The 22,589-nt window shown below is 64.0% G+C and carries 22 protein-coding genes; 11 read left to right on the top strand and 11 right to left on the bottom strand.

Annotation, left to right across the window (positions count from 1 at the left end; translation table 11 throughout):
• Nucleotides 1-95: 95 nt before the first annotated feature.
• The gene (locus RJQ10_RS09995; protein WP_350146143.1) at nucleotides 96-1,118 is read right to left on the bottom strand and encodes a TolB family protein; all 1,023 of its coding nucleotides are present in this window, start codon (nucleotides 1,116-1,118) and stop codon (nucleotides 96-98) included.
• Nucleotides 1,119-1,181: 63 nt separating this feature from the next.
• Between RJQ10_RS09995 and prlC the strand changes: the two genes are divergently transcribed.
• Complete coding sequence (gene prlC / locus RJQ10_RS09990; protein ID WP_350146141.1) at nucleotides 1,182-3,212, top strand: oligopeptidase A; 2,031 nt, start codon at nucleotides 1,182-1,184, stop codon at nucleotides 3,210-3,212.
• 15 nt (nucleotides 3,213-3,227) lie between these two features.
• On the opposite strand, the gene RJQ10_RS09985 is transcribed toward prlC, so the two are convergent.
• Nucleotides 3,228-3,710 (bottom strand): 6-pyruvoyl trahydropterin synthase family protein, encoded by a 483-nt coding sequence (locus tag RJQ10_RS09985; protein WP_350146139.1) that lies wholly within the window; start codon nucleotides 3,708-3,710, stop codon nucleotides 3,228-3,230.
• A 207-nt stretch (nucleotides 3,711-3,917) separates the two neighbouring features.
• Here RJQ10_RS09985 and RJQ10_RS09980 point away from each other — a divergent pair, with 207 nt between their 5' ends.
• The 3 genes from RJQ10_RS09980 (at nucleotide 3,918) to RJQ10_RS09970 (ending at nucleotide 6,442) form a co-directional block, all read left to right on the top strand.
• Nucleotides 3,918-4,619: an SDR family oxidoreductase gene (locus RJQ10_RS09980; RefSeq protein WP_350146137.1), complete on the top strand. Its 702-nt coding sequence runs from the start codon at nucleotides 3,918-3,920 to the stop codon at nucleotides 4,617-4,619.
• 1 nt (nucleotide 4,620) lies between these two features.
• Entirely contained in the window at nucleotides 4,621-5,406 is a 786-nt protein-coding gene (locus RJQ10_RS09975) for a queuosine precursor transporter (protein WP_350146135.1), read from the top strand.
• 121 nt (nucleotides 5,407-5,527) lie between these two features.
• Nucleotides 5,528-6,442, top strand: coding sequence for a GGDEF domain-containing protein (locus RJQ10_RS09970; RefSeq protein WP_350146133.1), 915 nt, complete (start codon nucleotides 5,528-5,530; stop codon nucleotides 6,440-6,442).
• Between the two features lie 9 nt (nucleotides 6,443-6,451).
• Here the strand turns inward: RJQ10_RS09970 and RJQ10_RS09965 are convergent, their stop codons facing one another.
• The 3 genes from RJQ10_RS09965 to RJQ10_RS09955 all read right to left on the bottom strand — a co-directional run bounded on the left by RJQ10_RS09965 (nucleotide 6,452) and on the right by RJQ10_RS09955 (nucleotide 11,065).
• Entirely contained in the window at nucleotides 6,452-7,531 is a 1,080-nt protein-coding gene (locus tag RJQ10_RS09965) for a Glu/Leu/Phe/Val family dehydrogenase (protein WP_350146131.1), read from the bottom strand.
• 33 nt (nucleotides 7,532-7,564) lie between these two features.
• On the bottom strand, nucleotides 7,565-9,100 hold the full coding sequence (locus tag RJQ10_RS09960) for a DUF6537 domain-containing protein (protein WP_350146129.1): 1,536 nt from the start codon (nucleotides 9,098-9,100) through the stop codon (nucleotides 7,565-7,567).
• Nucleotides 9,101-9,196: 96 nt separating this feature from the next.
• The gene (locus tag RJQ10_RS09955; protein ID WP_350146126.1) at nucleotides 9,197-11,065 is read right to left on the bottom strand and encodes an indolepyruvate ferredoxin oxidoreductase family protein; all 1,869 of its coding nucleotides are present in this window, start codon (nucleotides 11,063-11,065) and stop codon (nucleotides 9,197-9,199) included.
• Between the two features lie 122 nt (nucleotides 11,066-11,187).
• Between RJQ10_RS09955 and RJQ10_RS09950 the strand changes: the two genes are divergently transcribed.
• From RJQ10_RS09950 to RJQ10_RS09940, 3 genes are read left to right on the top strand one after another with little or no spacing between them, the layout of a single operon-like run.
• Nucleotides 11,188-11,664: an Lrp/AsnC family transcriptional regulator gene (locus RJQ10_RS09950; protein WP_350146124.1), complete on the top strand. Its 477-nt coding sequence runs from the start codon at nucleotides 11,188-11,190 to the stop codon at nucleotides 11,662-11,664.
• Between the two features lie 12 nt (nucleotides 11,665-11,676).
• A complete protein-coding gene (locus RJQ10_RS09945) occupies nucleotides 11,677-12,819 on the top strand; it encodes a methionine aminotransferase (RefSeq protein ID WP_350146123.1) in 1,143 nt (380 codons plus the stop codon).
• A complete protein-coding gene (locus tag RJQ10_RS09940; RefSeq protein ID WP_350146121.1) occupies nucleotides 12,807-13,577 on the top strand; it encodes an amidohydrolase in 771 nt (256 codons plus the stop codon). The genes RJQ10_RS09945 and RJQ10_RS09940 overlap by 13 nt, the downstream gene beginning before the upstream one ends.
• Nucleotides 13,578-13,601: 24 nt before the next feature.
• Here the strand turns inward: RJQ10_RS09940 and RJQ10_RS09935 are convergent, their stop codons facing one another.
• The 4 genes from RJQ10_RS09935 to RJQ10_RS09920 all read right to left on the bottom strand — a co-directional run bounded on the left by RJQ10_RS09935 (nucleotide 13,602) and on the right by RJQ10_RS09920 (nucleotide 17,596).
• A complete protein-coding gene (locus RJQ10_RS09935; protein WP_350146119.1) occupies nucleotides 13,602-14,624 on the bottom strand; it encodes an OmpA family protein in 1,023 nt (340 codons plus the stop codon).
• Nucleotides 14,625-14,768: 144 nt separating this feature from the next.
• Nucleotides 14,769-15,470, bottom strand: coding sequence for a DnaA regulatory inactivator Hda (hda, locus tag RJQ10_RS09930; protein ID WP_350146117.1), 702 nt, complete (start codon nucleotides 15,468-15,470; stop codon nucleotides 14,769-14,771).
• Nucleotides 15,471-15,474: 4 nt separating this feature from the next.
• Entirely contained in the window at nucleotides 15,475-16,524 is a 1,050-nt protein-coding gene (locus RJQ10_RS09925; RefSeq protein ID WP_350146115.1) for an AI-2E family transporter, read from the bottom strand.
• Between the two features lie 16 nt (nucleotides 16,525-16,540).
• Nucleotides 16,541-17,596: a DUF2066 domain-containing protein gene (locus tag RJQ10_RS09920; protein WP_350146113.1), complete on the bottom strand. Its 1,056-nt coding sequence runs from the start codon at nucleotides 17,594-17,596 to the stop codon at nucleotides 16,541-16,543.
• A gap of 175 nt (nucleotides 17,597-17,771) precedes the next feature.
• On the opposite strand from RJQ10_RS09920, the gene purM reads away from it, so the two are divergent.
• The 3 genes from purM to RJQ10_RS09905 are packed head-to-tail and all read left to right on the top strand — an operon-like array spanning nucleotide 17,772 to nucleotide 20,207.
• Nucleotides 17,772-18,815: a phosphoribosylformylglycinamidine cyclo-ligase gene (purM, locus tag RJQ10_RS09915; RefSeq protein WP_502880229.1), complete on the top strand. Its 1,044-nt coding sequence runs from the start codon at nucleotides 17,772-17,774 to the stop codon at nucleotides 18,813-18,815.
• Nucleotides 18,815-19,522 (top strand): phosphoribosylglycinamide formyltransferase, encoded by a 708-nt coding sequence (gene purN / locus RJQ10_RS09910; RefSeq protein WP_350146109.1) that lies wholly within the window; start codon nucleotides 18,815-18,817, stop codon nucleotides 19,520-19,522. The genes purM and purN overlap by 1 nt, the downstream gene beginning before the upstream one ends.
• Nucleotides 19,488-20,207 carry a DUF3108 domain-containing protein gene (locus RJQ10_RS09905; protein WP_350146107.1) on the top strand — a complete coding sequence of 240 codons (720 nt, stop codon included), beginning with the start codon at nucleotides 19,488-19,490 and terminating at the stop codon, nucleotides 20,205-20,207. Before purN ends, RJQ10_RS09905 begins: the two co-directional genes overlap by 35 nt.
• Nucleotides 20,208-20,217: 10 nt before the next feature.
• Here RJQ10_RS09905 and dcd read toward each other — a convergent pair whose 3' ends face one another.
• Both dcd and apbC read right to left on the bottom strand, forming a co-directional pair.
• On the bottom strand, nucleotides 20,218-20,784 hold the full coding sequence (gene dcd, locus RJQ10_RS09900) for a dCTP deaminase (RefSeq protein ID WP_350146105.1): 567 nt from the start codon (nucleotides 20,782-20,784) through the stop codon (nucleotides 20,218-20,220).
• Nucleotides 20,785-20,801: 17 nt separating this feature from the next.
• A complete protein-coding gene (gene apbC / locus RJQ10_RS09895; RefSeq protein ID WP_502880228.1) occupies nucleotides 20,802-21,617 on the bottom strand; it encodes an iron-sulfur cluster carrier protein ApbC in 816 nt (271 codons plus the stop codon).
• A 166-nt stretch (nucleotides 21,618-21,783) separates the two neighbouring features.
• Here apbC and RJQ10_RS09890 point away from each other — a divergent pair.
• On the top strand, nucleotides 21,784-22,589 hold an 806-nt coding region (locus RJQ10_RS09890), incomplete at its 3' end, for a class I tRNA ligase family protein (RefSeq protein WP_350146101.1).

The raw sequence follows: 22,589 nt of genomic DNA, 5'->3' as shown, positions 1-22,589 counted from the left end.
ACGCTCCAGGCTGTGCGTGGACCGACGCGGCTGCCGCCCGTGACAATCAGCTGCTGCCGCTCGACGTAGCCCAGATCCCTCGACGCGTCCACCCCCTAGACGCGGTCATCGTAGTAGAACAACAGGCGCTTGCCATCGGTGGACCAGCCCGGTTGCTGGATATTGCGGTCCAGATCCGGCAACAGCTCGCGCCGGTTACCGCCGTCGACACCCATCACATAGAGACGGTGCCGGTGATAGCCCAGCCCGCGGTCGTCCCAGCCAACCCAGGCCAGCAGCTTGCCATCGGGAGACACCGTGACCTGGGTGTCGGGGCCGCGGCGGTCGGTGAGGGCAACGATAGCCCCGGTACCCAGCTCTACCCGGTACAAGTCCGTGTTCTGGGTGTCCTGCTCCCAGTCGGGATTGCGGTTGGCGACAATGTACAGGGCCTCGGCGTCCGCGCTCCAGGCGATATTGCCGCTGTGGTGGAAGTTGCCAGTAGTCACCTGCCTGGGGCTGCCGCCATCGGCGGGAAGGACAAATACGTGCTGGTACCCGTGGGGCTTGCTGCCGGCCCCGTCGGTGCGGTAGCTCATCCGTTCCACCACTTCCGGCGCATCCGCCCACTGCGCACCCGCCGGCGGCCTGGGCAGGGTGCCGATGGTCGGAGCCGGTGCCGGCACCAGCATCCTGAACGCCAGCCATTTGCCATCCGGCGACCAGACCAGGCTGGCGGGGGCCTGTGGCAGCCGCGTCAACTGCGCGGTCTGGGCCGAATCCAGCCAGCTGACAAACAACTGGGGGCCGGTGTCGTCGCGGCGGACATAAGCCACCCGCGAGCCCTCCGGGGACAGCGCCGGCGAGCTGATACTGTCAGGCCCGGTCGTCACCGGGCGGTGCTCGCTGCCGTCGATATTTACCCGCCAGAGATTACTGCGCGGCTGGTCGCGCATGATGTCCATGCTGTGACGCAGGTACAGCACCCTGTCGCCCCTGTGGTCCAACAGCGGTGAACTCACCCACCCCAGCTGGAATACGTCGTCAACCGTGAATGGTGTTCGCGCCTGCGCGGCGGACGCCAAAACCGCTGTGCAGGCGAAGCCGATGGCGAAAAGTCTTCTCAGTCCGGCAATCATTACGTCTCCGTGCCAGAATCCGCTAAACTAAGCAGCTTCTGTTGCCAAAAAATTCGATGCATTATGGACAACCCGCTACTGGAAAAGAATACCCTGCCGTCGTTCTCGACTGTGAGTCCCGAGCACGTACTGCCCGCAGTGAGCTTCCTGATCGAGCGCAACAAACGCCGGATCGGAGAGTTGCTGGCCGCGCCCGGGCCGCACAGCTGGGAGTCCCTGATCCAGCCCATTGAGGACCTGGAGGACGAGCTGTCCCAGTGCTGGTCCCCGGTGGCCCACCTCAATGGCGTGCTTAACAGCGAGGCCCTGCGAGCAGCCTACAACGCCTGCCTGCCACTGCTGTCCGAGTACAGCACCTGGATGGGGCAGCACACGGCGCTGTATGAGGCGTACCGCGACCTGGCCGAGCGCGAGGACTTCGCCGACCTTGCCCAGGACCGGCGACAGGCCGTGAACAACGCCCTGCGCGATTTCCGGCTCGCGGGCGTGGCCCTGCCGGCCGCGGAAAAGCAGCGGTATGGTGAACTTCAGCAGCGCCTGTCGGAGCTGGGCAGCCGTTTTACCGACAATGTCCTTGACGCCACCAACGCCTGGACCAAACAGGTCACTGCCGGGCAGCTGGCGGGAATGCCGGCTACCGCGCTGGCAAGTGCGCGCCAGGCGGCAGAGCAAAAGGGGCTGGAGGGCTGCCTGCTGACGCTGGAATACCCGTCTGTCTACCCGGTATTGACCTACTGCGATGACCGGGCCCTGCGCCAGGAAGTCTACACGGCCAATGTTACCCGCGCCTCGGAGGTCGGCCCAGACGCCGGGCGTTTCGACAACACGGACCTGATCACCGAGATCCTGGGCCTGCGCCAGGAACTGGCGGGCCTGCTGGGTTTCGCCAACTACGCGGGGCTCTCACTTGCCACTAAGATGGCGGACTCACCCGACCAGGTCATTGAGTTCCTGACCCAGCTGGCCATGCGCTCCCGGCCCCAGGCTTTGCAGGAATGGCGTGAGTTGTGCGAGTTCGCCGCAGCAGAGCACGGCCTCGACGACCTCAAGCCATGGGACGTGGCCTACTACAGTGAAAAGCTGCGCCAGCGAACCTACCAGGTCTCGCAGGAAGAAATCCGCCCCTACCTGCCGGTCGACCGGGTACTGGCGGGATTGTTCGAGGTGGTGCAGCGTCTGTACGGGCTACAGGTTGAGGAGCTGACCGGTTTCGACAGCTACCATCCCGAGGCACGCCTGTTTGAAATCCGCCAGGACGGCACCGCCCTCGCCCGCTTCTACCTCGACCTGTACGCCCGCAGCCACAAGCAGGGCGGCGCCTGGATGGACAGCTGCCGGGTACGCCGCCTCAGCGCCGGCGAACTGCAGCTGCCGGTCGCCTACCTGGTGTGCAACGTCACCGCGCCGGTGGGCGAGCAGCCTTCCCTGCTGACGGAAAACGAGATGACCACCCTGTTCCACGAGTTCGGCCACGGCCTGCACCACATGCTGACCCAGCAGCAGGTGGCGGCGGTCTCCGGCATCAACGGCGTAGCCTGGGACGCGGTGGAACTGCCCAGCCAGTTCCTGGAGAACTGGTGCCACCAACCCGAAGCACTGCGCTTCATCTCCGGTCACGTTAAGACCGGAGAACCACTGCCGGCGGCACTGCTGGAAAAGATGCTGGCGGCGAAGAATTTCCAGTCGGGCATGCAGATGGTACGCCAGCTGGAGTTCGCCCTGTTCGACTTCCGCCTGCACCAGCTCTGGGGTCAGCCGGAGGCAAGCGTGCAGGGGCTGCTGGACGAGGTGCGACAGGAAGTGGCGGTTCTGCCGGCGATTCCCGAGAATCGCTTCCAGAACGGCTTCAGCCACATCTTCGGCGGCGGCTATGCAGCAGGCTACTACAGCTATAAATGGGCAGAGGTGCTGTCGGCAGACGCCTTTGCGCGCTTCGAGGAAGAAGGCATCTTCAATCCCCATACGGGGCTGGAGTTCCGCCGCCATATCCTCGAAGCGGGCGGCTCACGGGACGCTATGAGCCTGTTCGTGTCTTTCCGCGGCCGCGAGCCGGATATCGAGCCCCTGTTGCGGCACAGCGGCATCGCCGCCTGAGCGAGGCAGCGGAGTTCAGGGCTTGCGCCAGCTGGCGCAGCCCTTCTGGCCCGGACCCGACGCGACACAAACCTCTAACTCCCGGAGATCGTCCGCCGCGGAGAGGAGCAACAACTGTTGCAGCAGGTAGCTGGAAAATTCCTCGACGGTGGCATTGCGCAGGGGCAGTACCCTGGTATCTGCTTTCAGGAACAGCATTTCCTCGCTGGCGAAGTAGACCCGGTAATACTCACCGTCCTCTTCAATGCGCTGGTACGGAGAGTCTGCCGCCAACAGCATGTATTCGTCCAGGGCGTCGCAGAGCGACTTCAGGCGGCGCTTGTAGACGTTGTAGTCCGCTGCAAAGCCGTTGTCGCCCATTGGCGCGACAATTTTCGCGGACACGGAATAATTGTGCCCGTGCAGGCGCTCCCGCTCGCTGGCGGAGAAGATAGTAAAGTGGGCTGCGGAAAACTTGTGGCTTTCCTTGTCGATGTACAGCGTAGTCAGACGCTCCATAGCACGATTCCGGCCTGTTACAGAAAATTGATTGTCCCGAGTGTACGCACAATAGGCAAGAGCGGACCGCTGCGGCACAATACCCGCAGCCTGGAATCGGTCGGGAACGGCCGACGGGCGCAAACTGAAAGCGCATTCGGCGCGTAAGACCTTGAACCGCCGGGTTCAGGCCCGCGGCCATTTGTGGCAAACAACAGTGGGGGTTCCATGCACACCGCAATCATCACCGGCGCCAGCGTCGGCATCGGGCGCGCCGCCGCGCAGCGCTTCCTCGGCATGGGTTACCGTGTCTACAACCTGTCGCGCCGGCCCTGCCCTGACCAGGGCGTGCACAATCTCGCCTGCGACCTGGCATCGGCAGAGTCCATTGCCGCTGCCTGCGGCGAGCTGGCACCGGCTATCGCCGACAGTGCCAGTGTCTGTCTGCTCCACAATGCCAGCCAGATGCGCAAGGACGCTGCCGCCGACTGTGACAGCGACAGCCTGCGGGAGGTACTGGAAACCAATGTCGTGGCGGTCAACAGCCTCAACCAGGCTCTGCTGCCCAGACTGCCACGGGGGTCCAGCCTGCTGTATATCGGCTCTACCCTGTCCGAAAAAGCAGTGGCGGGCTCCTTCAGCTATGTCATCAGCAAACACGCACAGCTCGGGATGATGCGCGCCAGTTGTCAGGACCTGATGGGCAGCGGCATCCACACTGCTTTGATCTGCCCCGGATTCACCGACACGGAGATGCTGCGCACCCACATCGGGGACAATCCGGATGTGGTGGCGGCGATCGGCGGCATGAACGCCTTCGGGCGCCTGATAGAACCGGGCGAAATTGCCGAGCTCATTGTCTGGGCCCACGGCAACCCGGTCATCAACGGCGCCGTGCTGCACGCCAACCTGGGCCAGAAGGAAGCCTGAAATGGCGTCCCTGCCGGTGATTTGGGAGCGCCGGGAGCGCGTGTTCCTGGTGCTCGCAGGCACATTCCTCTGTGCCATGACCCTGCTGAATGTGATCGGTATCACGCGGTTTATCCAGCTGGGCCCGATGGCACTGGCGGTCGGCGTCCTCCCCTACCCCCTGACGTTTCTCTGCACTGACCTGGTCTGTGAACTCTACGGTCGCGCCCGCGCCAACTTCCTGGTGAGCGTTGGCCTGGGGCTGAATTTCTTCATCCTGTTCGTGCTCTTCCTCGGCGATGCGCTGCCGTCGGTCGGCCCCGATGCCATGCCGCCGTGGCAGATACTGCAACTGGCGGAGCCGGTCATGCTTCCCAATGGCGAGACCGTGCGCGACAGTATTGGCCTCTATCAGCTGATCTACGCGACCACCTCGGGGGCGGTTTTCGCCTCCATGCTGGCCTACATCGCCGCCCAGTACTGCGATGTCCAGCTGTTCCACTTCTGGAAGCGGGTCACCCGGGGCAAATACCTCTGGGTACGCAACAATTTCAGCACCCTGATGAGCCAGATGGTCGACTCGGTGATGGTGATCACGGTCACTTTCGGCGCTGCCTTTCTGCGCGGGGACGTCACTTTCCAGGCGCTGCTGGTGCTGATCGGCAGCAACTACCTGTTCAAGGCAACCGTGGCCCTGCTGGATACCGGCCCCTTTTATCTTTGCGTGCACTATCTGCGCCGCTACCTGCAGCTCGGGCCTCAGGAGTACGCCGTGCCCGGGGGCAGCACCGACTCGGCGGCGGCCTGAAGCTTTCGCTCCGGCGCGCTGGATGCCGCAATGGCTTGGGGGTATTCTTGGGCCATGGATACAGCCACTGCGGTCAGCCCAGCGACCGGGAAGCACCGCGCAGCCAATCGGAACCGCCGACTTGAACCATAGCGATAGCCTGCTGCTCGAAATTCTTACCCTGCTTCCCGACAAGGCTTTTGTCCTGACAGAGACGGGCCGCTACGCGATGACGCTCGGCGGGGCAGACACCCGTTACTACCACAGCGGCTCCCTGTTACTGGGCCTGACCCTGCACGACATCATGCCAGTCCCCAAGGCCGACGGGTTCCTGCAGGAAATTCGCCAGGCGCTGGCAAGTGATTGCCCGCGTTCGCTCCACTACAGCCTGAAAGAAAGCGATATTCCGGCGCTGGATGGCACTCCGGGGCCACGGGAGGAACTCTGGTTCGAAGCCAGTATTCAGCCCCTGTCGTCCCTGATCGACGGCGAACGGACCGTTCTCTGGGTCGCCCGCAACATTACTGAAAGTCACCAGCTGCGCCTCGAACTGCAACAGCAGGCGGAGCTTGATGAACTGACCGGCATATTCAACCGGCGCAAGCTGATGCACATCCTGCACAGCCATTTTTCAGGGTTCCAGCGCTATCGACGCCCGTTTTCCCTGATCATCTTCGACGTGGACCACTTCAAGACCGTCAATGACCGCTTCGGCCACCTCATTGGCGATGAAGTGCTGCGCCGAATCGCCGGGCACTGTGGCGCCGGCTTGCGCGAACAGGACACGCTGTGCCGCTATGGCGGCGAGGAGTTCGCCGTGGTTCTACCCCACACCAGCGGCACCGAGGCCATCCCGCTGGCGGACCGCCTGCGGGACAGCATTGCCCGGCTCGACCTCGCAGCCTGCACGGGCGCAGACTGCACGCTGACCATAAGTGCCGGGGTCAGCGCCTGCCTGAGCAGTGACAAGGATGTGGAGACCCTGTTGCAGCGCGCCGACGAGGCTCTTTACCAGGCCAAGGCGCTGGGCCGCGACAGGGTGGTCGCACAACTCTGACCCGAGCCGTCAGCCCGCTGCCTGCAACGGCAGGGGGGCGACTTTCAACCCGGGAGCAGATCGAAGATACTCCCGCGCGAGATCCTCGGCGATCTCTTGGGTTGGCTGCCGCGTGGTGTCCGCCCGCTGCAGGACTTCCGCCAGCGTGAGTTCGATCCGCTCGATATGACTGCGCTTTACCGCGTCAGCTGACCCGACCCGCTGATGGTGGACATCGATGATACCTCCGGCATTGATCAGGAAATCCGGGCAATAGAGGATGCCGTGATCCTGCAGGCGTGCGCAGTCCTCCGCGGTCGCCAGCTGATTGTTGGCGGCGCCGGCGACGATTCCGGCGCGCAAGGCGGAGATACTGCGATCGTTGAGCACCGCGCCCATCGCGCAGGGTGCCAGGATATCCACTTCCAGCGCGAGGATCTCATCCGCTGCCACTGGCAACACCCCCAGTTCGTCGACGGCTCGACGCAGGTTGCCCTCGTTGACATCAGCGCCGTAAACAGTCGCGCCATCGTCGAGCAAATGGCGGGCGAGGTGGTAACCGACATGACCCAGGCCCTGCACCGCCACCCGGAGCCCGGCACAGCTGTCCACGCCCAGCCGGTGGCGCACCGCGGTACGGATACCGAGGAATACACCATAGGCGGTGCTTGGAGACGGGTCGCCGCCGAACTCATTGTCGTTCATGCCGCTGACATGGGGCGTGCGCTCGGCCATCAGGCGTATATCGGCCACCCCGGTACCGGAATCCTCCGCCGCCACATAGCGCCCGCCCTGGGAGTGGACAAAGTCACCCATGGCCCGCAGCAGCGCCGGAGTTTTGTCCCGGCGGGAGTCCCCTATAATCACCGACTTGCCTCCGCCCATGGGCAGGCCCGCTAGGGCGGATTTAAAGGTCATGCCCCGCGACAGGCGCAGCACGTCGTGCAGGGCCTCCTCGTCACTGGCGTAGGGGAACATGCGGCAGCCGCCGACCCCCTGACCCAGGGTGGTATCGTGGACGGCGATGATCGCGCGCAGGCCGCTCGCCCGGTCGGAGCCGAACGCCACCAGCTCGTGCTGGTCCCAGGCAGGGGCGGAAAAGACAGTCATGCAGTGGTCCTCAGTTAATTGTTATCGGGAGCTTCAGGCCGCATTGACGATGGTGACCGGTGTAGCCGGATCGCCGTGCAGCTGTCGCAGTAATTCGGTCCGGCGCAGCGCCAGCAGCTCGCGGTTGCGATCCTTGACATGGCCGAAGCCGCGCAGCCTGCCCGGCAGGCGCGCGAGCTCAAGGGCAACCGCGTACTTGTCCCCGCTCAGTGCCGGCAGCAGCTCTTCCAGCAGTGCCAGGTAGTCCCCGATGTCGGCACGCTCCTGTCGCCGCTCTTCAGTGCGCCCGAAAACATCCAGGACACTGCCTCGCAGGAAGCGCAGGCGGGCCAGCAAGCCGAAGGCCCGCAGCATCCAGGGGCCGAACTCCTGCTTGACCAGGTGCCCGGTATTGGGGTCGCGCTTGCTGAACAGGGGCGGGGCGAGGTTGAAGCGCAACTCGTAGTCGCCTTCGAACTGGCGCTCCAGCTTGCGCAGGAATTCTCCATCACTGTAGAGACGGGCCACCTCGTATTCGTCCTTGATCGCCATCAACTTGTAAAGATTTCGGGCCACGGCGACACTGACGCTGTCCGCCTCCCCGGCGCGCGGGTCGGCCGCAAGCACACGCTCCACCCGCTGCCGATACTGGTGCGCATAGGCCGCGTCCTGGTAGTCCGTGAGCCGGGCAACGCGGTCGTCGACAATCTCCTCGACGCCCTGCAGTCGCGCCGGTACCTCTGGCGCCAGTTTTTCGACCAGTTCGAGTACCCGCTCCGGCTGATGGGCGCAGCGCCGTCCCCACAGGAATGCCTCCTTGTTGAAGCCGACGGCGACGCCATTCAACTCGATGGCCTCTTCCAGGGCCACTGCCGACACCGGCACCAGGCCCTGCTGCCAGGCATAGCCAAGCAGAAACAGGTTGGAGCCGATGGAGTCTCCCAGCAGCTGGGTGGCAATGCGGGTTGAGTCGATGAAGAATGTCGCGGCGTCACCGGCCTCGTCGCTGACCTTGGCCTTCATCGCCGCGGTGGGGAAACGCGCGTCCGGGTCCAGGATAAACGCCGACGTCGGCACTTCCGCGTCGTTGACGACCGCGTGGGTACGCCCCTGGGCGACCTTGCCCAGAGCCTCATAGGTGGAGGTCACTACCAGGTCACAGCCCAACAGGAGATCGGCCTCGCCCGCGGGAATGCGCACGGCCTTGATTTCGTCCTGGCTGGCGCTGACCCGGACGTGGCTTACCACCGCACCAAATTTCTGCGCCAGACCGGTCTGGTTCATGGTGGCACAGCCCTTGCCCTCAATGTGCGCCGCCATTGCCACCAGTGCAGTGATGGTCAGGACTCCGGTACCGCCCACCCCCGTCACCACCGTGTTCCAGGGCTTGTCCAGACTGGGCAGCACGGGTTCCGGCAGCGGGTCGAACAGGGTATCGACATCGGCCCCGGCACCGTCGGGCTTGCGCAGCTTGCCGCCGATCACGGAGACGAAGCTGGGGCAGAACCCGTTGGCACAGCTGTAGTCCTTGTTGCAGGAGCTCTGGTCGATCTGGCGTTTGCGGCCCAGCTCGGTTTCTTTCGGTATCACCGACAGGCAGTTGGACTTGACGCTGCAGTCACCGCAGCCTTCGCAGACCGCATCGTTGATGAACAGGCGCTTGGCGGGATCCTCGAGGCTACCATTCTAGCGCCGGCGGAGCTTTTCCGCAGCGCAGGTCTGCACGTAGACCATAACCGACGTGCCCTGATATTCGCGCAACTCCCGCTGCAGGGCATCCATCTCGTCGCGGTGGTGGAGGCTGAAGCCGGCAACGCCGTGGAACTGGCCGCGCCAGGCCTCCGGATGATCGCTCACCAGCGCAATGCGGTTGACGCGCTCGGCTGACACCTGGTTGATCAGGTCCGCCACCGTGAGGGTGCCGTCGATAGGCTGGCCGCCGGTCATGGCGACCGCATCGTTGTAGAGGATCTTGTACGTTATATTCACCCCGGAGGCGACTGCGGCCCGGATCGCCAGCAGCCCCGAATGGAAGTAGGTTCCATCGCCGAGATTCTGGAAGATGTGCCTGGTGTCGGTGAAGGGGGCCTGGCCGATCCAGGTCGCACCCTCTCCGCCCATCTGGGTGAAGGTGTGGGTCTCGCGGTCCGGCATCCAGGTGGCCATGTAGTGGCAGCCAATCCCGCCGAAAGCGTGACTGCCCTCGGGGACTCTGGTTGAGGTGTTGTGCGGGCAGCCGGAGCAGAAGTGAGGTACCCGCTCGATGGTCTCGCGCGGCTGTGCCAGGGAGACTTCCTTCTGCTCGATACAGCGTATGCGGCGGTCCATGGTCTCGGACTGGTAGAAACGCCGGACCCGGCTCGCTCTGGCCAGCGCGACCATGGCCGGTGTCAGCTCCGCCAGGTTGGGCAGCAGATCGCGGCCCTCCTCATCGAATTCACCAATGACCCGGGGCCGGGCGGCAACCGGATAGTTGTACAGTTGCCCGGTAAGCTGGTCCTCGATAATGGAGCGCTTCTCCTCCACAACCAGGATCTCCTCCAGCCCCTCGGCAAAATCGTGGGTGGTGCGAGGTTCCAGCGGCCAGGGCATACCGACCTTGTAGACGCGCAGGCCAATCTCGGCGGCGACGGCATCGTCAATGCCCATGTCCTCCAGCGCCTGCATCACATCCAGGTAGGCCTTGCCGGTGGTGATAATCCCCAGACGCGGGTTGGGGCAATCCACCACGATACGATTCAGGTTGTTGACCCGGGCGAACTCCCGGGCCGCATAGATCTTGTACTTGTTGAGCCGTAACTCCTGCTCCAGCGGCTTGTCCGGCCAGCGGCCATGCACGCCATCCGCGGGCAGTTGGAACTCCTCGGGAATGACGATACTGATCCGGTTGGGATCGATGTCCGCGGAGATCGCCGAGTCCATGTTCTCCGTGATCGCCTTCAGGGCGACCCAGCAGCCACTGTAGCGCGACAGTTCCCAGCCGAAGATACCGAGGTCCAGCACCTCCTGCACGTTGGCCGGGCTCAGTACCGGTACCGAGGCACCGATGAACATGTGCTCGGACTGGTGCGGCAGGGTAGACGACTTGCAGGCATGGTCATCGCCGGCAACAGCCAGCACCCCGCCGAAGCGGGAGGTGCCGAACGCGTTGGCGTGCTTGATGACGTCCATGCTGCGATCGACACCGGGACCCTTGCCGTACCACATGCCGAACACGCCGTCGTACCTGGCGCCGGCGAAGAGGTTGGTCTGCTGGCTGCCCCAGACCGCGGTCGCCGCCAGGTCTTCGTTGAGTCCGGGCTGGAAGTGGACGTTGTGTTTCGCCAGCCAGGGCCGGGCTTTCCACAGCGCCTGGTCAACCCCGCCCAGGGGTGAGCCGCGATAACCCGAAATGAAGGCTGCCGTGTTCAGTCCCGCACGCTGGTCGCGCTGGTGCTGCAACATGGGCAGCCGCACCAGTGCCTCAATACCGGTCATATAGGCGCGGGCTGTGTCCAGGGCGTACTTGTCGTCCAGGGACACCTTGTGGATTGCCTTGCTGTTATCTGTACCCATGCTTGCAGCTCCTCCAGAGCGCGTAGTGTCCCTGAAAAGTATAGGAATTGTTATTTGATTTGGGGGGATTTTCCGCTCTAATAGGCATAGTTTATGCACCAAAATTCACCCAGGAGGAATGAATGTCCAGTTTTCTCGGCAAACAAGACGTGGAGATTCTCAAGCTGTTGCAGCGCGATGCGACCATCAGTACGGCGGCAATTGCCGAGCGAATCAACCTGTCCCAGTCCCCCTGCTGGCGCCGGATCAACCGCATGGAGGAAGAGGGGCTGATCCAGCGCCGGGTTGTCCTCCTCGACCGCGCCCGCCTGGGCATGGAGGTCGTGGTTTTCGCCACCATCAACCTGACTTCCACCGGGCGCCAGAATCTGATGAGCTTCGAGCAAGACATCGTCCGCCACCCGGAGGTCATGGAGTGCTATACAATGACCGGCATCTGGGATTACATGCTCAAGATCGTGACCCGGGACATCCGCCACTACGAGGACTTCGTGCGCAATACGCTGACCGCCAGCCCGGCAATCCGCGAACTGCATTCCCATATGGCAGTGACCGAAATCAAGAACAGCACCGAATTACCGCTGGACACCCAGCTCTAGGACCCCGAGGCCATGCTGCAGAGCAAGCTGCCGGATGTCGGCACCACCATCTTCACCCGCATGTCTGCCCTCGCCCAGGAGCACGGGGCATTGAACCTGTCCCAGGGCTTCCCGGATTTCCCGCCGCCACATGCCCTGCGCGCGGCCCTGGCCCGCCATGCGCTGGAGGGGCACAACCAATACGCCCCGATGGCGGGGCTGCCGGCGCTGCGTGAGGCGATTGCGAGCCAGCTGCGCAGGCATCGCGGGGTGCATTGTGACCCGGAGACCGAGATCACCGTGGTCCCCGGCGCCACCGAGGCTATCTACTGCGCAATTACCGCTTGCGTGCGCCCGGGGGAGGAGGTGATCCTGCTGGATCCCTGCTACGACAGCTACCGGCCCGCTGTGATCCTGGCGGGAGGGGTTCCCGTCCACGTGCCCATGAACGCCCCTGCCTTTGCCCCGGACTGGGAGCGGATCGAACAGGCCATCAGTGCCAGAACCCGCCTGCTGGTAATCAACTCCCCCCACAACCCCACCGGCGCCGTCATGAGCCGGGAAGACCTGCTGCAACTGGAGGAGCTGGTCACCCGCCACGGACTGCTGGTGGTCAGCGACGAGGTGTACGAGTACCTGGTGTATGACGGCCGCCGCCATCACAGTGCCCTGCAGTTTGCCGGGCTCCGGGAGCGCTGCTTTGCAGTGTTCTCTTTCGGCAAAACCTTTGGCGTCACGGGCTGGAAAACCGGCTATTGCGTTGCCCCGCCGGCGCTCACCGCGGAGCTGCGCAAGGTGCACCAGTTCGTCTGCTTTGTCGCGGTGACGCCGGTGCAGCAGGCGCTCGCTGACTTCATGACCGCAGAGCCGGACTATGCGCTGACGCTGGCGGCGGGCTACCAGCGGAAACGCGACCTGTTCTGCGCCGCGCTGGCGGACTCCCGCTTCACGCTACAGCCCAGCGCCGGCAGCTACTTTCAGCTGCTGGACTACAGCGCCATCAGCGCCAGCGACGACACCGTCCTGTGCGAGCAATGGACCCGGGAAGCGGGCGTAGCCTCCATCCCGGTTTCAGTGTTCTATCAACAAAGACCACCGCAGCGGCTGCTGCGCTTCTGCTTCGCCAAGCAGGATGAGCAGCTGCTGCGGGCAGCGGAGCGATTATGCAGAATCTGACCGTAAACCTGGTGCAATGCGAGCTGGCCTGGGAGGCCCCGGCCGACAATCGTCAACACCTGGAGGCCCTGCTGGCAGAGTCAGGGGATGAAACCGACCTGATCGTGCTGCCGGAAATGTTCACGACCGGGTTTTCCATGAATGCGCTGGCCAACGCCGAGGAGCCGGGCGGCGCAACCGAGCAGTGGCTGCTGAACCTGGCCCGGCAACGGAACTGCGCCATCACCGGCAGCATCGCGGTGCGCGAGGGCGACGCCGTCTACAACCGCATGCTGTTCGCAACTCCCGAGGGCCTCAGCCATTACGACAAGCGGCACCTGTTCCGCATGGCCGGCGAGCACCAGCGCTATGCCGCGGGACACCGGCGGGTCATCGTCCCCTGGCGCGGCTGGCGCATCCATCTGCAGGTCTGCTACGACCTGCGCTTCCCGGTGTTCAGCCGCAACCGGGATGACTATGACCTGATGCTGTTTGTGGCCAACTGGCCGGCGGCACGCCGGCTGCACTGGCGGGCGCTGCTGCCGGCAAGGGCAATCGAAAATCTGGCCTGTGTCGTGGGGGTAAATCGTATCGGGCAGGACGCCAGGGGACTGGATTATTCAGGGGACAGCATGGCTTTGAACGCAGAGGGAGAAGTACTGGCAGACCTGGAAAACAAAAACGGCACCGTCAGCGCGGTGCTGAACGGTGCCGATCTTGTGGCATACCGCGAACGGTTTCCCTGCCACCTGGATGCGGACGACTTTACGCTAGGCTAGCAAGTCGTCCGCCGGGCGCAAGGATTACTCCTTGTATTCCACTTCCAGGGTCGCCATTACGCGGCGGTTTTCAGCGCGGCCTGCGGCGGTATCGTTGGTTGTGACCGGACGGGCCTCGCCATAGCCGACTGCTTCCAGGCGACTCGCGGCAATGCCGTGCTGGTTTACCAGCAGATCAACTACAGCCTGGGCGCGACGCTGGGACAGCTGCTGGTTGTAGTTTTCCGGACCAACGCTGTCAGTGTGCCCTTCAACGTCGACCTGGAGGTCGTCGAAACGCTTGAGGAACGCCGCCAGCTCGCTGATGTCAGCGAAGTAGTGTTCCTTGACCACGGAGGAGTCAAAGTCGAAGTTGACCTTCAGCTTGATCGAGGCCACCTGGGCCACGGGCAGCGGGCAGCCGACGGAGTCAACACGGGTTCCGCGCGGAGTACCGGGGCACTGGTCACGATCATCCGTGACGCCATCACCGTCGGAGTCCAGCGGCGCCGGCGCAGCAGCCGGAGCGGGCTCGGAAACCGTGCCAAAGTAGTAGTTTACGCCGGCATTGAACAGGAAATCGTTCTCGTTTTCATCCAGGCTGTGCAGCAGCCGGGCTTCCAGACGGGCACCGAAACGCGGGGTCAGCATCCAGCGCACGCCAGCGCCGGCGTTGGCAGTGGTTTCCACCGTGTCGAAGGCACCGGCGTCAATGTCGATCTCGCCCATGCCGAAGGCAAGGTAGGGCCGCACGCGATTGCCGTCGCCGAGATAGCTGCCAGTGTAGTACAGCATGCCCACTTGCCAGGTCGAGACATCGGCCTTGATGCCGTCGCTGAAGCGCGAGCTGTCTTCGGCGTAGAGGATTTCCGCCGCCCAGTTATCGGTAAACGCGTACTCGAGGCCCAGCCAGGGAGTCTCGGTGTCGTCGAACCGCCGGTCGCCGTCAAAGTGCCAGTAGCCGATGCCCGCGTTGATTGTCAGCGGCACCTCGGAAACGGCGGGTGCAGACATGGCCACTGCCGTCACTGCAGCAGCAGCAACGCCTGCGAGAATCCTTTGCTTCATTCCATAAACTCCTGTGTGGTTACTGGCCAGACTCGCGAATGCTTGCCTGATGCCGACAAGGATACCGTGAGTGTTCCGCATATCCAGCGTTGTGGTGGCGGAATAATTACGGTGTTTTTGCGATGTTGCCAACTCGGCGGACGGTCAGAGGCCCAGCGCCCGCTTGACGAAGGGCACCGTGAGTGCCCGCTGTTCGGCCAGGGACCTCGAATCCAGGGCTGCCAGCAGGCGCATCAAGTCCGCCAGGCCCCGCGGCGCCCTGCTGACCAGGTAACGGCTTACCTCTGCCGGCATGTCCAGTCCACGGCAGCGGGCGCGGAAGCGCAGTATTGCCTGTTTACGCTCGTCATCCGGGCCGGGCAGCTGGAACACCGGGCCCCAGCCCAGACGGGATTGCAGGTCGGGCAGCGTCACGGACAACTGCCGCGGGCTGGCGGCGGCGCTGAACAGCAAGCGGCAACCGGCTGCCCGGGCACGGTTGCAGAAATGGAACAGTGCCAGCTCCCACCCGTCATCGCCAACCACGGCGTCGACATCGTCGATGCACACCAGTTGCCGGCTCTCCAGCCCCTGCAGCAAATCGTCCCCGGGCAGGCTGTGCAGCTCCGCGAGGGGCAGATAACAGCTGGACGCGGGCAAAAGATGACAGGCGGCCTGCAGCAGGTGGGACTTGCCCACGCCAGCGGGACCATGCAGAAACACCAGCGGCTCGCCGGCAGCCCCCGCCTGGCCCCGCAGAGCGGCCAACAGCGGCTCCAGGGCGGGGGCCGACAGGAAACTGGCGAGAGTGGCGTCGTCGCGCAGCTGCATGTTCAGGGCGAGCTGCCGGGCAGGACCTGCTGTCACCCCGTTACTCTCCGCCGTACAGGTGACTGGCCCGGTAGCGGGCGATGGCGTGGCGAACAAACACCATGATCACGGCAGAGACAGGAAGGGCGAGCAGCACGCCCACGAAACCCGCCAGCTGACCGCCTGCCATGAGCGCAAAAATCACCGCTACGGGATGCAGACCGATCCGGTCTCCCACCAGCACCGGGGTCAGGAGCACGCTCTCCAGCACCTGGCCCACGCCAAACACCAGCGCCACCCACAGCAGCATGGTCCATTCCTGGTACTGGGCGTAGGCCACGGCACAGGAAATGACGATGCCCACCAGAAAACCCAGGTAGGGGACAATACTGGCCAGCCCTGCAATCACTCCGAGCACAAGGGCGAATTGTATTCCCACCAGCCACAGCCCAGCGCTGTAAATCACGCCGAGAGAACACATCACCAGAAACTGGCCGCGCAGGAAGGCGCTGAGCACCTCATCGGCCTCGCGCACCATCGTGGTCACGCTGTCGTGCCATACGACCGGCACAATATCCAGAGACTTGGCGATCAGGATGTCCCAGTCGCGCATGAGGTAGAACGCGACTACCGGCACCAGTGCCAGATTGAACAGCCCCAGCAGCAGGCCGGCGCCCGAGCCGGTAATATTCTTGACCGTGGTGGCTGTAACCTTGCCCAGAGACTGCCAGTGCTCCGCCAGCTGGCCCGACCAGTCAATTTCCGGCAAGTGCGCTGCGGGAACGCTCAGGCGGCTCCGCAACCACGGCACCAGGACATCCGTAAGCCATTGATAAAACTGAGGGATTTTCTGCAGAAGGGCATCCAGCTGCTGCACCACCAGCGGTATCGCCACGAGGACCGCCAGCACCATCAATGCGGTAAAGAAGACAAAAACCACAACCACGCCCAGGGTGCGACCCAGACCCCGGCGCTCCAGCCTGTCTACCAGCGGATCCCCCAGATAGCCGATCAGGGCACCCAGCACGAAGGGCAGCAGGATGGGCTGGAGCAGGTAGAATGCTCCGGCGAGCAGGGCTGCTCCCGCCAGGGCCAGAGGCCAGCGCTGCACGGACGCGGGGTGGGATCTAGTTCCGCCATTGGTAGCTCAAGCCGTTTGTTGGGGAGCCGTTGCGCGGCCGCAGGCGCGGGTTCAGCTCGATAACACCCGCGAGTTGCGCCGCGTCGGCGTCCGCGGTCAGTACCAGGCTGAGCGTGTCGCCGGAGATGGCCGTGACCTGGGCCCGGGCAATCGGTTCCAGGCCTTCCAGCCAGGACAGGACCGCGGTGTAGTCCGCGTAGCTGGCCACCCCTGCTACCGTCATCTGCAGGCCGTCGCCCGCCCCGCCGGCAACCGTCAAGGCATAGCGCGAGGCCATGTCCTCAACGACCATGGCCACCCCCTGGCGCAGGAATTCATCATCGGCGGCACGGACCACGCTGCGACCCTGCCGGCCAGTGACCGAGAAATAGGCCCACTCCCCGGCGATCTCACCGGAGGTGAGCACGGCAATACGCCCGGCGAGAATCTCCGCAGCCCCGTAGCGTGCAGAGGCTGCAATGAGCAGGGGCGCCGGCAGGCTCCAGGCCTCGTCCGGGTCCAGCGCCGTGGTATCGGCGAGGTCGAAAAGGGGGAACCGCACCGGCACGCCCCGACGACGAAAGCCGTCGGCAAGGCCCGTCACCAGCTCGGGATGGGTCCCGGTATTGACAAAGCGGCGGCCCGCTTCGTCTTCCACCACCAGCCAGACCAGCACCACCGGGCGCGTAGCCGTCCAGATCGGGGCTCCGGCGGACGCCAACAGCTCCCGCACCTGGACCGGGTCAAACTCCACCCGCGCAGCCAGGCCGGGGCTCGCTCCCGGGGTCGGGGGATCGACGCGCGCATAGGAGTACTGCAGGACCCGGGCGCGCGCACCGCCTACCGCTTCCACCACCGGCGGCAGCGCCAGCACCTCGGCACTGCCCGCCACTTTGACCAGCACCTGCGCCAGCCCTTCGGCAGAGGCCCTGGCAAGTTCGGCGCTGCTGCGATCGCTGACCGGAACATCGGCGATGTAGAGGTCGCGTACCAGTTCTGCCGCCACCGCGCCACGCGGCGCCAGCAGCGCCAGGCACAACACAGCCCACAGGGTCCTCGTCAAAGCCAGCCTCCACAGCACAGATACAGGGTTGGCATTGTAGCAGCACCCGCAGGGGGCTGCGGAAGCCGCTTGTTGACTACATCGTGAAAAATGCCGCCGGCGTGAATCAGCCAGCGTTTAAGGCTAGAATACGCAGCCCTGAAACTGCAGCCACCTGCACCTGACCCGGATCCGGATGACCATGAGTACACAAGACGGGGGCACTCCCCTTAGCTACAAGGACGCGGGCGTCAACATCGACGCCGGCAATGCCCTGGTGGAGCGTATCAAGCAGGTTTCCCGGCGCACCGCACGGCCGGAGGTTCTCGGCGGACTGGGCGGTTTCGGCGCCCTGTGCGAGCTGCCCGCTGGCTACCGTCAGCCGGTTCTGGTCTCCGGTACCGACGGGGTGGGAACCAAGCTGCGCCTGGCCATGGACATGGGCATCCACGACAGCATCGGCATTGACCTCGTCGCCATGTGTGTCAATGACCTCGTCGTGGCCGGTGCAGAGCCCCTGTTCTTTCTCGACTACTATGCGACCGGCGCCCTGGATGTGGACACGGCGGCGGCGGTCATCACCGGCATTGGCAGGGGCTGCGAACTGGCGGGCTGCGCCCTGGTCGGCGGCGAAACCGCCGAAATGCCGGGTATGTACGAGGGCGAGGATTATGACCTGGCGGGATTCTGTGTCGGCGTAGTGGAAAAAGACGAGATTATCAATGGCAGCAAGGTTGCCCCGGGAGACTGCCTGATTGCCGTCGGCAGCAGCGGCCCCCACTCCAACGGCTACTCCCTGATTCGCAAGATCATCGAGGTCAGCGGCGCCGACCTGCAGCAGCCGTTTGCCGACAGCACGCTGGGCGAGACCCTGCTCACCCCCACCATCATCTACGTGAAGCCACTGCTGGCCCTGTTCCGGGAAATCGAAGTTAAAGCCCTGAGTCATATCACCGGCGGCGGCCTGCCCGAGAACCTGCCTCGCGTGCTTCCCGCGGGCTGTCGCGCCGTGGTTGATACCGGCAGCTGGCAGTGGCCGGAGATCTTCCAGTGGCTGCAGTCCCGGGGCAATGTTGCCACGGCGGAAATGTACCGCACGTTCAATTGCGGCGTTGGCATGGTCCTGTGTGTAGCCGAGGAGTCGGTGGCGCCGGCGCTGCAGACGCTGGCCGACAGCGGCCTGCTCGCCTGGCGCCTGGGCCACATCACTGCCGGTACACACGGGGTGGAGCTGGCCTGATGGCAGCCGTCGGCGCAGGCCGCATCGCGATCCTGATTTCCGGGCGCGGGTCCAACATGCAGGCTCTCCTGGAGGCCTGTGAACGCGGCGCTCTGCCGGCCAGGGTCTGCCTCGTGCTGAGTAATCGCGCCGACGCGGAGGGCCTCGCTATCGCCCGCCAGGGTGGCGTGGAGACCGCCTGTATTGCCCACGGCGACTACCCGGACCGGGAGGCTTTCGACACCGCTCTTGTCCTGCGCCTGCAACAGGCGCGCCCCGACCTGGTGATTCTCGCGGGCTTCATGCGCATCCTGACCCCGGTATTTATCACACCTTTTGCCGGTAGATTATTGAACATTCATCCTTCATTGTTGCCAAAGTATCCCGGGTTGAACACGCACCAGCGGGCCCTGGATGCCGGTGACAGCGAAGCCGGCAGCACGGTTCACTTCGTGACACCGGAACTGGACGGCGGTCCGCCGGTACTGCAGGCCAGGGCGCCCATCCTGCCCGATGATACGGCAGACGCCCTGGCCGAGCGCGTTATTACCCTGGAACATGAAATCTACCCGCTGGCGGCGCTTTGGTTCCTGCAGGGGCGGTTGACGTTGAACGAACAAGGAGCATTTCTTGATGGCCAGAAGATTCCCGCGAGCGGCATCCCGTATCGGCCGCAGGATGCTGTACGCCACGATGCTGCTGACCGCGGCCAGCAGCGCATTGGCTGAGGATTCGGAGCAGGCACCCGCTGCCACCCTGCTGCAGCCCTACCAGGCTGAGTACGCCACGACCACACGCGGCATGACAGTTACCCTGGAACGAGAGCTGAAAACCGATGGCCAGGGCGGCTACACACTGACCAACGGCGGCAAGCTGCTGGTGGTAGGCTTCCACGAGGTTGCCGTCTTCGAGGTAGACGAAGCGCAGATCAAGCCGCGTTCCTACATTTACCAGGGCACCGGGCTGATCAACCGGCGACGCGAGGTCCACTTCACGCCGGGCGCCGAAACCGTCCGCAGTCTTTACAAGGAAGAGTGGTACGAGCTGCCGTACACAGAGGGCACCCTCGACCGGCTGAGCCAGCAGGAGCAGCTGCGGTTACACCTGCTCAGCAAGGACAACCCGCGCGAAAACATCCTGGTACGCATCGCCGATGGCAAGCGGGTCAAGGATTACGAACTGGTCTATGTGGGCGATGAAATCCTGGAAACGCCACTGGGTCCCGTGAACGCGCTGCATTTCGAGCGCCTGCATGAGGACCCGGACCGCGAATCCGACATCTGGTTCGCCCCGGACTGGGACTACCTGATGGTCAAGACCGTCCATATCGAGGACGAGAAGCCGGTCGAAGTGCTGCTCTCGCATGCCCGCATTGGCGGCACCGAAGTGGTCGCCTCCGCCGCCCGGCAGTAGTTGCCGCGACTCAGGCTCGCGGCAGGGTTACGCCCCGCTGGCCCTGATATTTGCCACCACGGTCCCGGTAGCTGATTTCGCAGACTTCATCAGACTCGAAGAACAGCATCTGCGCCACACCCTCGTTGGCGTAGATCTTGGCCGGCAGCGTCGTGGTATTGGAGAATTCCAGGGTGACGTGCCCCTCCCACTCAGGCTCCAGCGGCGTTACGTTGACGATGATGCCGCAGCGCGCATACGTGGACTTGCCCAGACAGATAGTGAGCACATTGCGCGGAATACGGAAGTACTCCACGGTGCTGGCGAGGGCGAAAGAATTGGGCGGAATGACACAGACCGCGCCATGCACATCGACAAAGCTGTTTTCGTCGAACGCCTTGGGATCAACCGTGGCGGAGTTGATATTGGTGAACACCTTGAAGTGCTCCGAGCAGCGGACGTCGTAGCCGTAGCTGGAGGTGCCATAGGAGATCAGCTTGCGCTCCCCATCGGAGCGCACCTGGCCCGGTTCAAAGGGCTCGATCATGCCCTGCTCTTCCGCCATGCGGCGAATCCACTTGTCTGCCTTGATACTCACCTGCGGGTTCGCTCCGTTCAGTCGTCGGACACACTGATTGTGGGAAAGGGGTGCGCGCCACCGGCACTGTCGCCCTCCAGGGCGGCCTGGATGGCCCGCGCGGCTTCCCGGTAGAGCGCGCTTTCCGGGGACTCCGGCGCGGCCATGACCGTCGGAGTGCCGGCGTCGGTCTGCTCGCGAATGGACAGCGCAAGCGGCAGGCTTGCCAGCAGGGGAACGCCGTACTCACGCGCCACCCGCTCGCCACCTTCACTGCCAAAAATATGCTCCGCGTGCCCGCACTGGCTGCAGATATGGACCGCCATGTTCTCGATAATACCCAGGATCGGTACGTCGACCTTGCGGAACATCTCGATCCCTTTCTGGGCATCCAGCAGGGCGATGTCCTGGGGCGTGGTAACGATCACCGCGCCCGCCACCGTCGCCTTCTGCGACAGGGTCAACTGGATGTCGCCAGTGCCCGGGGGCATGTCGATCACCAGGAAATCCAGCTCCCCCCACAGGGTCTGCTCCAGCATCTGCACCAGCGCACCGCCCGCCATTGGCCCACGCCAGACCATGGGCGTACGCTCGCTCGCCAGATAGCCCATGGACATGGTTTTCAGGCCGTGCGCCATTACCGGCAACAACCACTGGCCATCCTGCTGCTCGGGCTTGGTGCCCTCGGCAATGCCGAGCATGCGCTGCTGGCTGGGGCCATAGATATCGGCGTCCAGCAAGCCGACACGGGCTCCGAGGGCCTGCAGGGCGAGGGCGAGGTTGACGGCGGTGGTCGATTTGCCGACACCGCCCTTGCCCGAGGCAACGGCGATAATGTGCTTGATCTTGTTCATGGCGGGCCGGGGGTCTGTCGATCGGTGAATGGGTCGCGCCGGAAGGCCGGAACTCGCGGCCGCCAGTATAGGGAGTTGCCGCGGAATGGACAATGACCGGCGTGAAACCGGGGCGTAAAACCGCTATAGTGACGCCCCTTTTTTCTCGCATGGAATGTTCAAGCCGATGCCCGACAGCAGCGCGCGCAAGATCCTGGTAACCAGCGCCCTCCCCTACGCCAATGGTTCCCTGCATCTGGGGCACCTGCTGGAGATGGTGCAGACCGATATCTGGGTCCGGTTCCAGAAATCCCGGGGCAACGACTGCCTGTACGTCTGTGCCGATGATGCCCACGGCACCGCCATCATGCTGACCGCGGAAAAGCTGGGCATCAGCCCGGAACAGCAGATCGCCCGGATCAAGGCCGAGCACGAGCGGGACGCCGCCGGCTTCCACATCGGCTTCGACAATTACTACAGCACCCACTCAGAAGAAAATCGTTACTGGAGCGAGGAAATCTACCGGCGCCTGAAGGCCAATGGCCACATCGCCAGCCGCGCCATCGTCCAGGCCTTTGACCCGGAAAAGCAATTGTTCCTCGCCGACCGTTTCATCAAGGGCACCTGCCCCCGCTGCAAGACACCGGACCAGTACGGCGACAACTGTGAAGCCTGCGGTGCGACCTACACTCCGGCGGATCTTATCGACCCGGTCTCGGCCATCTCCGGCGCCCGCCCTGTGCAGAAGGAATCCACTCACTTTTTCTTCACCCTGCCGGCGCTGGCCGACATGCTGCAGGCCTGGATAAGCTCGGGCACCCTGCAGCCGCAGATTGCCAACAAACTGCGGGAGTGGACCGACGCCGGGCTCCAGGAGTGGGACATCAGCCGCGATGCGCCCTACTTCGGTTTCGAAATCCCCGGCGAGCCCGGCAAGTTCTTCTATGTCTGGCTGGATGCCCCCATCGGCTATATCGCCAGCTTCCAGAATTA

Source organism: Haliea sp. (assembly GCF_040222615.1).
GTDB lineage: Bacteria > Pseudomonadota > Gammaproteobacteria > Pseudomonadales > Halieaceae > Haliea.
This window is presented reverse-complemented; position numbering and strand designations above follow the sequence as displayed.

Coding starts and splice junctions, on each gene's coding strand:
- RJQ10_RS09995 (WP_350146143.1), bottom strand. CDS start 1,118: ATGATTGCCGGACTGAGAAGACTTTTCGCCATCGGCTTCGCCTGCACA.
- prlC (WP_350146141.1), top strand. CDS start 1,182: ATGGACAACCCGCTACTGGAAAAGAATACCCTGCCGTCGTTCTCGACT.
- RJQ10_RS09985 (WP_350146139.1), bottom strand. CDS start 3,710: ATGGAGCGTCTGACTACGCTGTACATCGACAAGGAAAGCCACAAGTTT.
- RJQ10_RS09980 (WP_350146137.1), top strand. CDS start 3,918: ATGCACACCGCAATCATCACCGGCGCCAGCGTCGGCATCGGGCGCGCC.
- RJQ10_RS09975 (WP_350146135.1), top strand. CDS start 4,621: ATGGCGTCCCTGCCGGTGATTTGGGAGCGCCGGGAGCGCGTGTTCCTG.
- RJQ10_RS09965 (WP_350146131.1), bottom strand. CDS start 7,531: ATGACTGTCTTTTCCGCCCCTGCCTGGGACCAGCACGAGCTGGTGGCG.
- RJQ10_RS09955 (WP_350146126.1), bottom strand. CDS start 11,065: ATGGGTACAGATAACAGCAAGGCAATCCACAAGGTGTCCCTGGACGAC.
- RJQ10_RS09950 (WP_350146124.1), top strand. CDS start 11,188: ATGTCCAGTTTTCTCGGCAAACAAGACGTGGAGATTCTCAAGCTGTTG.
- RJQ10_RS09945 (WP_350146123.1), top strand. CDS start 11,677: ATGCTGCAGAGCAAGCTGCCGGATGTCGGCACCACCATCTTCACCCGC.
- RJQ10_RS09940 (WP_350146121.1), top strand. CDS start 12,807: ATGCAGAATCTGACCGTAAACCTGGTGCAATGCGAGCTGGCCTGGGAG.
- RJQ10_RS09935 (WP_350146119.1), bottom strand. CDS start 14,624: ATGAAGCAAAGGATTCTCGCAGGCGTTGCTGCTGCTGCAGTGACGGCA.
- purM (WP_502880229.1), top strand. CDS start 17,772: ATGACCATGAGTACACAAGACGGGGGCACTCCCCTTAGCTACAAGGAC.
- purN (WP_350146109.1), top strand. CDS start 18,815: ATGGCAGCCGTCGGCGCAGGCCGCATCGCGATCCTGATTTCCGGGCGC.
- RJQ10_RS09905 (WP_350146107.1), top strand. CDS start 19,488: ATGCTGCTGACCGCGGCCAGCAGCGCATTGGCTGAGGATTCGGAGCAG.
- apbC (WP_502880228.1), bottom strand. CDS start 21,617: ATGAACAAGATCAAGCACATTATCGCCGTTGCCTCGGGCAAGGGCGGT.